The 15,441-nt window shown below is 52.9% G+C and carries 12 protein-coding genes; 9 read left to right on the plus strand and 3 right to left on the minus strand.

All coding sequences use genetic code 11. The features are described from left to right. Positions 1-170 precede the first annotated feature (170 nt). The 6 genes from DUE52_RS09120 (at position 171) to DUE52_RS09145 (ending at position 7,748) form a co-directional block, all read left to right on the plus strand. The gene (locus DUE52_RS09120) at positions 171-1,292 is read left to right on the plus strand and encodes a fatty acid desaturase family protein (protein ID WP_114405677.1); all 1,122 of its coding nucleotides are present in this window, start codon (positions 171-173) and stop codon (positions 1,290-1,292) included. A gap of 165 nt (positions 1,293-1,457) precedes the next feature. After that, complete coding sequence (gene fabF, locus DUE52_RS09125; protein ID WP_114405678.1) at positions 1,458-2,702, plus strand: beta-ketoacyl-ACP synthase II; 1,245 nt, start codon at positions 1,458-1,460, stop codon at positions 2,700-2,702. 167 nt (positions 2,703-2,869) lie between these two features. After that, positions 2,870-4,201 (plus strand): tetratricopeptide repeat protein, encoded by a 1,332-nt coding sequence (locus DUE52_RS09130; protein ID WP_133299797.1) that lies wholly within the window; start codon positions 2,870-2,872, stop codon positions 4,199-4,201. Positions 4,202-4,345: 144 nt separating this feature from the next. Next, positions 4,346-4,831 (plus strand): hypothetical protein, encoded by a 486-nt coding sequence (locus DUE52_RS09135; RefSeq protein ID WP_133299798.1) that lies wholly within the window; start codon positions 4,346-4,348, stop codon positions 4,829-4,831. After that, positions 4,828-5,901, plus strand: a complete 1,074-nt coding sequence (locus DUE52_RS09140; RefSeq protein WP_114405681.1) for an aminoglycoside phosphotransferase family protein — start codon at positions 4,828-4,830, stop codon at positions 5,899-5,901. Before DUE52_RS09135 ends, DUE52_RS09140 begins: the two co-directional genes overlap by 4 nt. Before the next feature lie 11 nt (positions 5,902-5,912). After that, on the plus strand, positions 5,913-7,748 hold the full coding sequence (locus tag DUE52_RS09145) for a T3SS effector HopA1 family protein (protein ID WP_133299799.1): 1,836 nt from the start codon (positions 5,913-5,915) through the stop codon (positions 7,746-7,748). Here DUE52_RS09145 and DUE52_RS09150 read toward each other — a convergent pair. Further along, on the minus strand, positions 7,720-9,597 hold the full coding sequence (locus DUE52_RS09150; protein WP_165840904.1) for a tetratricopeptide repeat-containing sensor histidine kinase: 1,878 nt from the start codon (positions 9,595-9,597) through the stop codon (positions 7,720-7,722). The two genes, DUE52_RS09145 and DUE52_RS09150, sit on opposite strands and share 29 nt — an antisense overlap. Between DUE52_RS09150 and DUE52_RS32370 the strand changes: the two genes are divergently transcribed. Both DUE52_RS32370 and DUE52_RS09155 read left to right on the plus strand, forming a co-directional pair. Next, complete coding sequence (locus DUE52_RS32370) at positions 9,585-9,830, plus strand: hypothetical protein (protein WP_165840905.1); 246 nt, start codon at positions 9,585-9,587, stop codon at positions 9,828-9,830. The two genes, DUE52_RS09150 and DUE52_RS32370, sit on opposite strands and share 13 nt — an antisense overlap. Before the next feature lie 53 nt (positions 9,831-9,883). Beyond that, positions 9,884-10,693 carry a sensor histidine kinase gene (locus tag DUE52_RS09155; protein ID WP_114405684.1) on the plus strand — a complete coding sequence of 270 codons (810 nt, stop codon included), beginning with the start codon at positions 9,884-9,886 and terminating at the stop codon, positions 10,691-10,693. A 10-nt stretch (positions 10,694-10,703) separates the two neighbouring features. Here the strand turns inward: DUE52_RS09155 and DUE52_RS09160 are convergent, their stop codons facing one another. Both DUE52_RS09160 and DUE52_RS09165 read right to left on the minus strand, forming a co-directional pair. Next, positions 10,704-11,789 carry a ComEC/Rec2 family competence protein gene (locus tag DUE52_RS09160; RefSeq protein WP_114405685.1) on the minus strand — a complete coding sequence of 362 codons (1,086 nt, stop codon included), beginning with the start codon at positions 11,787-11,789 and terminating at the stop codon, positions 10,704-10,706. Positions 11,790-11,810: 21 nt separating this feature from the next. Then, positions 11,811-14,069 (minus strand): S8 family serine peptidase, encoded by a 2,259-nt coding sequence (locus DUE52_RS09165; protein WP_114405686.1) that lies wholly within the window; start codon positions 14,067-14,069, stop codon positions 11,811-11,813. 303 nt (positions 14,070-14,372) lie between these two features. Here DUE52_RS09165 and DUE52_RS09170 point away from each other — a divergent pair, with 303 nt between their 5' ends. Continuing rightward, the gene (locus DUE52_RS09170; RefSeq protein ID WP_114405687.1) at positions 14,373-15,428 is read left to right on the plus strand and encodes an alpha-hydroxy acid oxidase; all 1,056 of its coding nucleotides are present in this window, start codon (positions 14,373-14,375) and stop codon (positions 15,426-15,428) included. Positions 15,429-15,441 lie beyond the last annotated feature (13 nt).

Raw genomic sequence — 15,441 nt, forward strand, 5'->3', positions numbered from 1 at the left:
TTCAAATTCGAACAGGTATTGCTTAGCAACAATCGGGATATTCTGAAGCGAAAAACCCATGGCAAAATGCCGTCACGGGTTCACTCTATTGAATCAGGTAAGGGCCGACCATCCTACCTTATTATTTGAAAATATTCTGGAAATCGGCCAAATTTTATAACAAATAGTCTATGGTAACGCCACTCAAGTTTAATACCACCAATCGTTCTCCGTTTTTCTCCACTGTCCGGCAGCGTGTCAATGCGTACTTCAAAGACAATAACCTTTCTCCCAACGCCAACGGCGCGATGTGGGGCAAAGCCATTTTCTTCCTGACCGGCTATGTGGGGCTCTACGCGCTGATTCTGTCGAACCAGTTTGGACTGTGGACGATGCTGGGCATGGCTATTTTACTGGGTATGTTTGCGGCTTTTATCGGTTTTAATGTTTCGCACGATGCCATTCACGGCGCCTTTTCATCGAAAGGCTGGGTAAACCGGTTGCTGGCTTCCAGTTTTTACCTGATTGGCGCGAATCCTTACGTCTGGAAAATGACGCACAACGTCGTTCACCATACCTACACCAACATTCCCGGCCACGATGAAGACATCGAAATTGCACCGGGTCTGATCCGCGTGGATGTCGATGAGCCGCTCCGGCCCTGGCAGCGCCACCAGCAGTGGTATTCGTTCGCGCTCTATTCGCTGGCTTCGCTTTCGTGGGTTTTTCGGAAGGACTATCTGAAATTTTTCAAGAAAACCATTGGCCAATGCGATAACACGAATCACCCCCGGAAGGAATACATCACGCTATTTGCGACCAAATTTGGCTATTATATCGTCTTTATCGTTATCCCGTTGCTGGTGCTGGATCTGACCTGGTGGCAGTTTGTCATCGGATTTTTATTGATGCACATGGCTGAAGGGCTGGTGTTGGGGCTGGTTTTTCAGCTAGCACACGTCGTAGAAGGCACGGCCTTCCCGGTGCCGGTCGAAGGCGTGGGCATTCAGGAAGCCTGGGCCGTTCACCAGATGCGGACCACGGCCAATTTTGCACCCAATTCGCCCATTGCGGCTTTTTTCTGCGGAGGATTGAACCGCCAGATCGAGCACCATTTGTTTCCGAAAGTGTGCCACATTCATTACCCGGCCATTACCGCGATTGTTCGGGACACGGCCCACGAATTCGGGTTGCCCTACATCGAGAATCCGACGTTCACCACGGCGCTGGCATCCCACTACCGGCTGTTGAAGAAACTGGGTCGGGAACCCGTCAAAGCACATGCCCCCGAATCGGTGGGCGTTCCGGTGTAGTTCCGGTAGTTTTCAGAATTTCAAAGCCTTAATTTCTATAATGACCAGTGTCTCACGGACTTTCGTCTGTGGGGCAAACCTAAATGGATTCCGGCGTTTTTTCGCAACGGGGAAGTCGCTTTCTTTGCGGACAAATTGTACGGAAAACTCACCTTTAGGTTCCTTATGTTACACCGGGTTGTTATTACAGGTATTGGCGCATTCACCCCCATTGGCAACGATATTCCCACATTCTGGCAGCAGGTTGTCAAGGGGCAATCGGCTTTTGCCGGCATCACCCGCTTCGATGCGTCCTTATTCCGGACCCGGTTTGCCGCCGAAATCGCCGGTTTTGATGCGTCTCAGTATCTCAGTCGCACCGATGTCAAACGCTCCGACCGGTTTACGCAGTTTGCCCTGATTGCTGCCGACCAGGCCATCAAAGATTCCGGTTTCGATCTCGCCAAAATGGACCCGTTCGAGGTGGGTGTCATCTGGGGATCGGGCCAGGGCGGCACGGAAACGCTGGAAGAACAGACGAGAGAATATGCCCTGGGCGACGGACAGCCCCGGTTTAGCCCGTTTCTGGTTCCCAAGGTGCTGGTCAATCTGGCCTCCGGCCTGATTTCGATTCGACACGGTTTTATGGGCATCAACTACACGGCGGTTTCGGCCTGTGCGAGTTCCAATTCGGCCCTCATGGATGCCTTTAACTACATCCGGCTGGGAAAAGCCAAAATCATCGTCAGTGGCGGTTCCGATGCGGCCATTACACCCTCGTCCTTCGGTGGCTATTGTTCCATGAAAGCCATGTCGACCCGGAACGACAGTCCACAAACGGCTTCGCGGCCTTTCGACGTCGAGCGCGACGGTTTTGTGATGGGCGAAGGCGCGGGAGCCCTCATTCTGGAGGAATACGAACACGCTGTTCAACGGGGGGCAACGATCTACGGCGAGATGACCGGCGCTGCCATGACGGGCGACGCTTACCACATCACGGCCACCCACCCGGACGGTATCGGAGCCACCAAAGCCATGCAACTGGCGCTGGCCGAAGCCCGCATCAACATCGAGGACCTGGATTACCTGAACGCCCACGCCACTTCCACGCCCGTTGGCGACCTGTCGGAGATGAATGCTGTTGCCAAACTGACCGGCTCGAAAAAAACCAAACTGCACATCAGCGCTACCAAGTCGATTACCGGGCATTTGATGGGTGCTGCCGGGGCCATCGAAGCCATCATCTGCCTGCTGGCAATGCGCGATAATGTGATCCCACCCACCATCAATACCACCGTCCGCGACCCGGCGATTCCCGAAAGCCTGCATCTTGTTTTCAAAGAAGCCGTGTCGACGCCCGTCAAAACCGTCATGAGCAACACCTTCGGTTTTGGGGGGCACAACGGAATTGTGGTTTTCCGGAAAGTGTAAGTTAAAAAGACCGTAAGACGGGAATTTTCGGGGTTCCCGTCGAAATACGGGGGAAACCCCGGATCGATACAGGAATTCCCCCCTACCGAATCAGGGTGTCGTGTGTGACTTTTGAGGCAGCAATCGACTGATCACAACGCGCCAACTTGATTGGGTACATCGTGGGTATGGAAACTCCTGAAAAGAAGAAAAAAACGTTACCGGTTCTGAGCGACACGGTTATCGTCTCCCTGTTTTTGCTCATTACGTTCTGCACCGGGATTGCCTTCGTTTGGGCTGGCGTATACGACACAAAAGACGGAAAACCGCTCACCGCCGTTCTGTGGTCGCTGGCCTGTTTTGTGCTGGGGGCGCTGATCGGTTTCCTGTTCGGAATTCCACGCGTGCTGCAAGGCAACCCCCCGCCACCACCACCGCCATCGGGCAGCCCGACCGCCACGCTCACCGCGCCACCATCGCCACCACCCCCGCCGACTCTCCTGCAAACGGCGGGGTACGATCTGCGGGTTAACACCAACCTGGAGCAGATTTCTGACTGGCTCACCAAAATCATCGTGGGGTTGGGACTGGTCGAGTTGCGAACAGCTCCTGCCCGGCTCAAAAGTGCGGCAGGGTATATTGCCAGAGGCATTGGCCCCGGCACCGACTATTTTGCGGCTGGTCTGGTGGTCTATTTCACCATTCTGGGGTTCATGGGGGCCTACCTGATTACCCGCCTGTACATTGCCGGTGCGTTTGGCCGCGCCGACCGGGCCGCATCGAAACAGGAGGAGCAGGATCTGCAACGGGTCGAAAACATCCAACTGCCGACACTGGGCCGGGATGAGGTGTTGTCTGACGACGACAAAAAAGCCGCTAAAAACGTGGCCAGCAAGCCCCTGGCGGAGTTGGAATCCCCCAATGAAATATCGGTTTGGGCCAAAGCGCAACTCTCGCTGGGCAATTATGTCGATGCCGTGAAAGGGTACGGGAAAGCGATTGGCCAACTGGGTGAAGACCCGGAAAAACGGTATGCCTATGCAACGGCTCTGTATTACAGTGGAGCCAAAGACCTGGCCTTCGTGCAACTGCTGGAAGCCTACAAACGACTGACCGCGGCCTCGGATAAAACCCTGCGCCGAAATGTATACCGCTCCCTGACCTATCAGGCGCTGTTTCAGGACCCGCCGAAAGGCTTCGACGATGCCATTCGGTTTGGTGAAGAATACGTTCGGGACCACCAGAACCTGGTTTCGCCGGGCGTTTGGGCCAACCTCGCTGCGGCTTATGGACAAAAAATGAAATGGCTGCTAACCAACAATCCGACCGATCAGACGGCGCTGGAGGCAACCCGGAACCGGGCGCTGGCGGTGGTTCAGCAAACCGCCGGAATGGGCGAGCGATGGAAGAAAAAGATTCGGGAAATGATGGATAAAAACTTCCCGAACAAGGACCCCAATGAAAGCGATCTCGAAGTGTTTGCCGGGGATGAAGACTTCCGCAAACTCGTGGGCCTTTGAGAAACCGGCGCCGTCAATTCAACGTCATTTCGGGGCGGGTTTGGCGCAGTCCCGATGCTGTTTTAAAGCAAATAAACGATAAACCTTTATTTAACCCTCATGCCGATGGAAAGTCTACAGTTATCTTCTGACATTAATCTCGAAATGTACATTGAATTTCACAAGAAGCAATTTGGCGTTGATAAAACGGCGGATGACTTCGTCAAAGATGCTTTCAAAGCGGTTATTCGCGAAGGATGGATTGTGGCCGCCGACCCCCTTTCCGATATTCATGAAATTCGGCAGACCGGGAAATTTGAAGATTCTTTTAGCCAGAATTTTTCGTCCGGCAAGCGTTTTGCGGCTCTTTTTCTCGCAAACAAGTTCCTGAAAAAAGTATTGTATTTTGAGTGGAAGAGTGAAAACGTCTTCTATTGTCCACCGGGGCAAACGATTGCGGATGCCGCTGAAAACCCCAACAGTCTGGGATATGCCAACTACCTGCTGACCAGTACACCGTTTACTTATAGTGATGATGCCGCCCAGAAATGGGTATCGCAATCCTTTGAGCCCATTGGTGAAATTTTAGGGCAGTTTCGGATTGCCGGCACCACATCAACGAACCACAGTAACGCCCCGCTGATCCTATGATTGCGCTGACGGGCTATACCATCTTTCATTACCTTCTGAATCGCCGGTTAGTCCAGCTTGAGGAGTTATTCACCGGTGAGGTGGTGATGGTGGACAATCCATTTCCGTCGACCCGAAATGCCAATTTTGTGGTTTGTCGGCCTGCTGAATCCAGTTTTTTTGTGAAACAGCCCCGGCATCTCAATGAGGTATCGGAAGGCCAGAGTGAGCTTCGGTTTTATCAATTGGTGGGAGAAGCAGACCGGAAATTGGATGAACATTGCCTGCGGGCCGTGAAGCCGATCGACACGCGAAACCGGATACTTATTCTGGAATATTCAGATTTGAAGATTACGTTCGAAGAACTGGTGGCGCAAACCCCCGCTCCGTTCCGGGGTAATCTGTTAAAGGAGCCAACCCACCAGCTTGGTCAGCTTCTGGCGGGATTACGTGACAAGCTGATTCTAAACAAAGGGTGTAACCCGATTCCGGGTCACCGTTTTGGTACATTTGTCCCCTGGTTGCTGAAACTGGGCGATCAGGAAGTGCAGCAAATCGAGAAGGTGAATAACCTCTATTTGTCGGCCTTTGGGCGATTTATAAAGCATCATAGATCACTTTTGGCTTCTCTGCTGGCAAACTGGCAATCTACTCACTTGATCAATACGGACGTTTGCTGGAGGAATGTGCTCACACCACGGGCGGATGACACCGCAATTCCACCGTATGTTTTGATCGATTGGGAGTTTGCCAGTGTCGGGGATCCACTATGGGAAATTGTCAGTTTAGCGGCCGATTATTTGCTGGCGCGTTTTCATACGGTCAGTACGTCTGACGAAGCCGGCCTTTCGAATGAGCAATACCATGCGTTGATCCCTGTACTGCTTCATTCTTCGATGAACTTTTTTGAGCAGCTCCCTACTGAACGCCGAAAAGCGATTCAACTTCTGGGTGTTCTCTTGCTTCAGAAATATTTCCGGTGGGCGGTCGAAGGATCATTGGATAAATTAACAAACTTCCCGGAAGTGTTTACCTATGCCCAGCGGTGTCTTACCCAACCTGAATCAGTAATCCTTGAATTTAACCCATGATCAGGAACGCCATGATGACTGAAAAGGCAACCGATAACGGCACCCTGGAAGCCATTGAACGGATTGTTCGTTCGATTCGGATTTCAGAAGACCGGCAACGCATTTTCCTGGATGGGCAGGACCAGACCGATCTCATTGGTCGGAAAATGCTTGAAGAGGGGTACATCTTTGATACATCGGATCTGAGAGCCGTACTTCAGGTATGGATTTATCGATTGCACTACATCCGTCCGGGTCAACCACCCATCGACGAGCCAACAGACATCGATCGCTTTACCTATGCGGATACGGGAATCAAATTTGACTTTTGGAACACCGGAAGATGGCGGTATACGACCGGGCCGAGCCGCCCCAGCCGGTTTTCGAATGAGGTGGTGTTGTTGAAAGGAAGCAAGGCCCGGTGGGTCAGCGGGGGGCAATACCTTGAAACCGGTATCGCCAATGAGTCAGGCTGGATCGTACTGGAATCGAACGAACCAACGCATCAATTTGGATCGCTTTCAGACGGTGTAAAATTCAATTGGGTATATGGTCGGCATCTGTCGGATGACGATGACCGGGGTTTTATACGGTTTTATTTTAACTTAAAACCCACGAAGGCGGCAGTGGCCTGTCTGGTACGTGAAATCCAGAACTGCTTCAACCTGCATGAAGTTCCGTTCACCCTAAAATTCATCGGAGATCCGGAAAAATGCGACCGGGCCGATTCGTCAGTGCTTTACACCGATCATCGATACCTAAATCTGGTGACTGTTCTGTTGCAGAATATTTACCAGGAATTGCATCGAAATTCCGCTTTGCGGGAAAATGTCCCCCTATTTACCCGGAAACTGGCACCGGGGCTGGGTATGGCCGAAGAGCCGGATACCGGCACCAGCTTTGGCCTCGATCGGTCCTTTCAGCTTGCTGATGCCTTGATAGCGGTTGGTACAAATCCAGAAACCGAAATCAGGAAGAACGCGGTCCTGGATTTTTTGCGGGAAAAAGAATTTGATCCGAACCATTTCTATAAAAACCCTTCGTCTCCCGTTCAATTCCAGTTTCTGTTCGACCATTTTGAAGAACTCGACCGGGTAGCCCGTGGTGAAGCTGAGCCGGGTGGAGGAGATGATGGATTTAGGGTAGTCAGGTTTCGTCTGATCGATGAAACCGACTGGTTTGGCCAGCCCGGCTTCAGCCGAAAACCGTATTTGCTGGCGGCCTTGCGAATTGCCATTCAATTGTGCCGGGAGGCCATCTGGTATTACGATGATTGTACCGGGAACTGGTCGTGTAACTGGCTTACATACCGACCAACTCCCGATCGGAAAAACGTCACATACCGGCTTCTGGATGATTCATTCGAAGAGGGAGTCTGCGGTATTCGATTTTTTTTGAATACCGTTTTGATAAAATGCTACCAGTCTGAATTGCTGGCGTTTGTGATCGCAAACGCCCGACCAGCAGGTTCCGCTTTTGAGAGCTTAGAGGGCCTTTCTGAACCTGTCTGGAAGTTAAAAGACCCGGATCTTGAACAGGGGTTAAAGGTCGTATTTGCAAAGCCGGTGCAAAGTCCTGGCACGAGTCAACACAACCTGAACGGTACGGTTTTTATTTCCTCCAAAGAAGTGAAGGACGTTCAAGATGGGTTGAGCGAAGGTTTGCCGGATGAAAAAGTGGCCGATGCCCTCATCGAGCGCTATCTGAATCAGGGCAGACCCTTGGGGAATGGATATGGAGAGAGTGAACCGGAACGGTCTGATCTTTTCTGTCCCAATTTTCGGTTCGGACTGGCCGGATTGGGTTATTATTTCCTTCACGTGTATGATCCACGGCAATTCAAACCCATTGATCTTTCGAAACAGTGAGCGTGATGATTGTTCCGGACGGGTTGGCGGAGGTGAGGTGGAGTTCTCCCGGAATGGCTGCAGCCCGCTCCCGGATGTTTTTCAGGCCTATTCCATTGGAAAGCAGGTCTGATCGGATTCCGAGCCCGTTATCGGAAACACGAAGGGTAATAAAATCACCTGTCACCAAAATACTAACCTGACCTGCCGAAGCTTTGGCGTGTTTCAAAATATTGGTGATTAGCTCCCGGCTAATGCTGTAGACTTCCATCTCCTGCTTTTTGCCCAATAAGCCTCTGCGATAGTTTGATTCGAATAAAAGCACGATTCGTCCACTCCGGTTTAAATCTGCTACCTGGGTTTCAATGGCTGCGGACAGACCCAGTTTTTCTAACTCGGGGGGCATTAAATTATGGGAGATGGAACGAACATCCAGATACGCCTGGTTGAGCGTGGAGACCAGGTTCGTATAGATTTGCTGCTCCTGAGAAGTAAGGTTTTCGACTTCAAAACCGGTTAGCTGCCATTTTAAAGCCGCCAGGGTACTCCCCAGGTTGTCATGCAATTCGGACGCGACCCGTTTGCGCTCAATCGACTGGCCATTGTAATAGGCTTCCTGAATCTCCCGGTTTTTACGAACCAGTTCGGTATTGGCTTCGGTCAATTCGGAGGTTCGCAGCAAAACGCGTTCTTCGAGCGTACTGTTGAGGTTGTTAAGGTCTTGATTGGAGGCTGCGAGCTGATGTTGAACCTGGAGAATCTGCCGGTTTTTTTTGTTAAGAATATAGTTGTTCGAGATCAGTAAACCAATGAAGAGTAGGAAAATGACAATGCTCCCGACCAGCATAACCTGTTCTACATCTTTTTGGGCCAGGTTGCTATTCAACCGGTCGACCCGAATTTTATTCTTTTCATTTTCATACTCGAAACGCAACGCATTGATTTGTTTTTGCTGCATATCATTTCTGTCTTTTGCCTGGATGGATGTCAGTTCTTCGTGATGAGCAAGGGCAGACCGGTAATTTTCAGTGGCCTTATAGCCCAGATAAAGAACTTCATTTAGTTCGATCATCGCATTACTCATTAAACCCGTATTGCGACGGTAGGCTTTCTTTGCCAAGTTCAGTGCCTGTCTGGTATCGCCTTGCAGGAGCAAAATTCGGGCCTTTTGAGTGTCGGCAAACGTAACTTCGTTGGTATCTTCCTGCTTTAATTTTCGAAATAAGTCAAGATACGTCAGCGCTTGGGTATACTGTTTTTTTTGCCGGTAACAGGCGGATAAATTAATGAGGCAATACCCTTCCACTTCCATGAAATACGGGGAGCGGTTCTTTTTTAAGCACAGATTAAAAAATGAAATGGCCTTGTCATATGCAGCTTTTTGATACTGAATAAGGCCAATATTATTGATGCAAACCAAATGCCGCAGGGTGTCCCCAGCTTCCAGCAAAACCGGCATTGCCGCTTTGTAATAGGCCATCGCTTTTCCAGTTGCATTAAGATTCAGGTAGTTGTCTGCCAGATAGCGCAGGGCAAAACCCCTGTACGATTTGTTGTGTAATTCCTCTGCGATATGTAGCCCCCGCAAAAGGTGTTCGCAGGCCCGGTAATAATAGCCCTTGCGGCCGGAATAATAGCCGTAATAACAATTGGCGATCATGAGTCCCCGGTTCCATTTCTGTTTTTCAGACAGCCCGATAGCCTGCTGAAAAAGGGCCAGCGCAGTGTCGTCCGGCATGGCGAGTTTTCCCAATTCACAAAGCAGTTTTATCCGCGCCGTATCGTTTTCAAACGAATGATTGGCGGAAGGAATTTGCGCCAGTTTTTTTCGTAAACTATCCACCGGTGTAAAGGCGAATGCGTCTGCCAAAGAAAGAATGGGAAAAAGAAAGACCAGAGGAAAATGACGCATGGACAGGATGGGTTTCCGGTATAAAAAAGCTGCTGATCAAGGCGAATCGTGGAGCGGAAATTTCCGGAAAAAATACGGGAATTCTCCCCTTGAATCTACAAAAAACCAACGGCAAATTTACCAATTCCGATCACGGTTTTATCGTGATTAGGTATCGAAAGGTAGTGACCTTCGTTGACCTAAACAATTGAAAATATGGTGAGTCTATTCGGGAAGGCGGAGGAATGCAACAACCGGGGCCTTTATGGATTGTGAAGTTGGGTATCTCCCGGTTTTTATGCTGATGACAGGGGTAATCTGTGCCGGTCTCTTTCTGGTACTGGTTCGGCAAAGGCAGTTGCGCAACCAGCTCCGCCATCGGCTAAAACAAGAATCCCTGGAACGGGAAAGCCTGGCTTCCCGGCTGGAAATGCAGCAGGTGCTGCTACAGGAAACGGCTGACGAACTCCACGAAAACGTCGGGCAATTGCTAACCGTGACGCAATTGGTCATCTACACCATCGAAGAGAAAATTGGCGACTCATCCACTACACCTGATTTCAAAAAGGCCTTCGATTCGCTCCAGACCAGCATTCAGGCAGTGCGGGGTGTTTCGAACACCCTGATGAAGGGCCGGAACCCGGATTTGTGGGATGGGTTGAAAAAAATCGGTGATCGCATCCGTCAATCAGGCCCGTTCGAGGTCAATCTCACCCGGCATGGCGCGACCCGGCCCATTTCGCACCGGGCCGAACCGATTTTGCTCCAAGTTGTCCAGGAACTTGCCAAAACGGTTCTGGAAAAATCGGGAGGACCAAAATTGACGATCCGGTTAAAATACGTTCTGTCATCGTTATACATCACCCTGAGTGATGGTAGTTACAGATTTACCCTTTCTGCTGAACCAGGCAGAAATCAGGAAGGGGTTTCGGCCGCGATCCAAACGATAAACCGGAAAATGGCGCTGCTGGGTGGCCGGTGCCTGATCATCAGCGAGCAAGGAAAAGGAACGTGGGTCGTTATTCGGCTTCCAACGGAGTTCGCTGAAGCCAAACCGACTTCCGTCGGGCCGTGAACGTGTTGCACTAAACCACCATTGAGTGCGCTCCGGGAGGCATAAACCGGATCTGGTACGTATTTTCGTTCTGCGGAAAATCGTCCAGAAACTGCTGGATGAGGGCCGTATGGTTCGACAAAACCAGTTCGATGGGCCGTTGTTGAACCGTTGCTGCCGTAACGATCCATTTCAGGGTGTCGTAATCCGGGTTGCCGTGTTTCCCATTGGCCGAAATGACGTATTGCCTGGCCCGCACTTTCCGGAAAAAATCCAGCGTTACATTGCGGTCGCTGCCGTGGTGCGGAACTTTCAGCACATCGACATCGATGGAGCCGTCGGGCTGCAACAAGCGGGTCTGCTTCAGGCCCTGAATCAGGTGATCGCCCCGGGCGTCGCCGGTCAGTAGCACCCGAACGCCGTTCGATTCGGCCAGCAGGCAGACGCTGCTCAGGTTCGGAATACTTTCGTCGGCCATCGCAAAACTTTCGATGTCGGCGGAGGCAACGGCTTCTTCCTGTTTATCGAGCCACTTTTGCCATTCTTTTCGCAGTTCGGTCAGGTTCCGGGCGGTGGGGCCAACCACCGTAAGCGTTATTCCGCCGATTTGCAGTTTGAAGGGATGGGCCGTGGCTTTGAGCAACCCGCCCGGCACATTGGGGTTAATCGGAATGTTCAATTGTTGCGCCCGGGTTCGCAGTTTGTTGCCCTGATTGATGGATTGAATCGTTACTTCTTCGGTATTCGCCATGCGGACGCCCTGCATACCCGCCTGCTGAAAAACTGCACTGACGCGAACGGCGATGGTGTTATTGTGTCCAATGGCTTTGTCGAAACTGTTGAACCAGAGTTGCGATATCGAGATTTGCGGGCGTTGCTGCAGTTCCGAAAACAGATCCAGCAAGCCCACGATGTGGTCGCCGTCGACGTGGCTCAACACCACCAGATCGAGCTGCCCACCCCGTTGCTTGATGGCGTCCAATTCCCCGCTGAGGTGATTGTCATACGTCCGTTCCGGCCCGCCGTCGATCAGGATGTAGCGGACAACCCCGGCCGTATCCGGGGTTTCTAAAATCAAACAGTCGCCGAATTCGGCCTGAATCATGCGAAATACCATTGTTCTAAGGGAAAAACCGTGTCAAATACGTCCGAAATTCTGGATGGAAGGGGCCGTTAGTACCAGCGCAAAATCCTGCGAAATCGGTTTCGGAATGTTATAGGCACTCACCTTGATCAGATACCGCCCCGGTTGCGCAGTCTCCAGCCGAATGACCTCCACGTTGTTTTTCCGATCCGGCGTTTTCAGCAACTGATTGGCCACGGCGTCCTGATTGCCGACCCATTTGGTGGCTGGCCCGGCCGCCGGTCGGTATTCCAGCGTCAGATCCAGGTCGTTTTGCAGGGAGCGACCGGGAGAATCCGTGTAGACCAGACACAACCGCAGCCAGCTTGCCGCCGGGAGGTTAAACGCAAACTGGAACCGCTGGCCGGTGCGCACAAACCGGAGTTGTGGATCGTTTTTCCAGGAATCGATAAAAACCAGATCAAAGGTTTCCGCAGCGTTTGGAATGGTCCGGCCCATATCGATGCCCCCAAAACCCTGGTGGAAATTGGGCAGGGTAGGGTGTTCGGCCACGGCGCTTCGGCCCGTCAGCCATTTGGTGCCGTTGACGAGCGTGGCCCGGAGCAGCGCGGCACTGGGTTCGGCCAGGTTTCGGTCTTCGATGTAATACTGACGAACCAGCGCGGCACAACCGGCCACGAGCGGAGAGGCCATGCTGGTGCCGCCGTTGTAGGCGTATTCCGGGCGGGTGTCGGGTCCCCAGAAGTTCCGGAGGGGGGCCAGTTTGGATTTGGCCGAAACGATGTCGGTTCCGGGGGCCACCACATCGGGCTTGATCCGCTCGTCGTCGCAGGGCCCCCGGCTGCTGAATTCGGCCAGGGAGGTAGGGTCGCCCGACACGGTTTCGGACGAACTGGGGTTGACCGGAAACGAACCGCTCCAGACATTGCCGTAGGTGAGTGCTGCGAGTCCGCCGGTCGTGCGGTTGCTGCGGCTGGCGCCCACCGTCAGGGCGTTTTTGGCGGTGGCTGGCGACCCCACGGAGAGCCAATCCGCAAAACCGGGCTGCACCCGCTGGCTGGCTTTGGACGCGTCGCCATCATTACCGGCCGCAATGACAATGAGCATATCCCGGTGTTGATCGACATACTCGTCCACTTCGTTGGAATTGAAGGTGTAGCGCGCTTCCGTATTGGCGCCCCAACTGTTGTTGTGAATCCGCGCTCCCCGGCGGTAGGCTTCCTCAAACAAATCGGCGAGGTTGAGCGGCAAACCGCCTAATTCGCCCCGTGCATCGAGCAGAGACTGGAAAAAAATGGAGGCTTCGGGAGCGGTTCCTTTGATGGCTCCGCCTGATGCCGACCCGTCACCGGCCACCGATCCGGCCACGTGGGTTCCGTGGCCGTTGGGGTCGGAATGGTCGCCAGGCCGCCCCAGACCCACGGCTCCGATCAGGCGATTGACCAGATCCGGGTGGGTGTCGTCGATACCGGTATCGGCCACGCCCACAATCTGGCCTTTTCCGGTTTGGGGAATGTTGGTGGTCGTCAGCCCCGGCGGCACGGGTGCGTTATCGATCCGGAGCAACTGACGGGCCGCGTCGTTGAAGAGTTTCGGAGAAATATATTCTTCAATGTCAAACACTTCCGACATGGATCGGAGGTCGTCGAGCAAGGGGTCGTCTTCCAATGCCTGAATGCGAACTTTCCGATCTTTAGCCTGAACCACCAGGGCATTCCGGTCGCGGAGGGCATCCACCACGATGTCGAGGTCGTCGGGCAAATGGAGCAGGACGTCGTAAGTTTTAATACTACCCAATTGCGGAATGCCCCCGCCGACGCCACGGGTAGCCGTTCTGCTCCTGATGGCGGGTGTGGTATAGAGCACCACGTCTGTAACGAACAACTCGTTGCGTAAATCCTGAACCTGTGCAATGGACAGTCGGGCGGAAAACGAATTAGGCGGAAAAAACTCAATCGGGTTGACGTCCAGCACCCGCAGCCGATCCCGCTGGGATTCCAGTAGCGGACCGTTCAGGTATACTTTGTAAAAATCAATGTCACGCGGAAAATCTTCAGCATTCTCCACAAAACCGCCCCGGGGCCGACCGATGGAGAAACTCCCCGCCCGACGGGGCTCGACGTCATCGGCGGGCGGTTCCGAAACCGGGATTTCTTCCACAATCAGACCCTGTTCGCGTAAAGCCGCAATTTGGGTGTCGTCGGCACTGCCAATGACAAAACTCTCGGTTTCTTCGGCCTGGGAGAGCAATTGCCGGGCGGCATCCTGCTCAAACTCATGCATGAAATGAGCAATAACACGTTTGATCGCCATGACGGTAGGAGGAAGGATTTAGGGTGAATGAAGTACCTGTCGGGTGTTGATGAAGCGGGGTTTTCCGGCCCGATCTACCAGACAGGAACGGATGCTAAGGTATCATTCTGAAACCCAGAATCCATCGTGTCGGAAACGGTTTTTACTGAACGGTAAATTGGGAACCGTTGGCTCGTTTCGCTTTGAAAACCGCCCGAAAAGGAGTGGATGAAATGACAGGAGTATTTCGGATAAATAGCTGGTTTTTCGGGTAGAATTGAACCGAAATCCCCATTTGTAAGGTGGAAAACCAAGTGAATTCGTATGGAAGCAATACCGCCCGGTGCCCTGACGCGTGATTTATCAACCCTGCTCAATCTGTTCGACTTTGAAGAAAGCGCGGTTGACTGGATGACGAAAATGGCGTACGAATACGTAGCGAGCGGGGCCGCCGATGAACTGACCCTCCGCTGGAACCGGCAGGCGCTGGATGCGATCAGGCTCAATCCGACGGTTTTGACGGATGTGAGCCAACTTGATACCAGCGTTTCGCTTTTTGGAACCCGTCTATCGCATCCCATTCTGATTGCGCCTACGGCCTACCATCGGCTCATGCATCCTGAAGGGGAACTGGCTACGGTTCGGGGAGCCGGGGCGGCTTCGGCGCTTTACGTCGTCAGTTCGTTTACGACCACGCCCCTCGCCGAAATTGCGCAGCGGGCGACGCAGCCGCTCTGGTTTCAGCTTTATGTTCGGGATGACCGGGCGTTTACCCAAAATCTGATTCAGGAAGCGGAAGCCCTGGGCTATCGTGCGCTTTGCATTACGGTGGATACGCCCACGCCCGGCGTCCGGAACCGGGAACACCGGAGCCATTTTAAACTGCCGGACGACGTGCGTACGCCCCACATGGGCGGGCCGTTGGTCGAGAAAAAACCGCTCACCTGGAAAGACATCGAGTGGATTCAGTCGTTTGCCAAAACACCGGTTTTGCTGAAAGGCATTCTGAACCCGGACGATGCCGAAAGGGCGGTTGAGTCGGGCGTTTCGGGTATCATCGTTTCCAACCACGGTGGCCGGAATCTGGATACCGTACCCGCCACGATCGACGCCCTGCCGCGAATTACGGAGCGCGTCGACCAGCGAATGCCGATTTTGCTCGATGGCGGCATTCGACGCGGAACGGACGTGCTGAAAGCCATTGCCCTGGGTGCCAGCGCGGTTTTGGTTGGTAAACCGATCTGTTTTGGCCTGGCCTGCGGAGGAGCCGAGGGCGTGGCCAAAGTGCTGCAAATCCTGCAACATGAACTGGAACTGGCCATGGCACTGACCGGTCGGGCGACTCTTGCAGGCATCGACCGCTCGGTGATCTGGCAATAGGACGGCGGCTCAT

The sequence above is a fragment of the Larkinella punicea genome, from assembly GCF_003334855.1.
Lineage (GTDB): Bacteria > Bacteroidota > Bacteroidia > Cytophagales > Spirosomataceae > Larkinella > Larkinella punicea.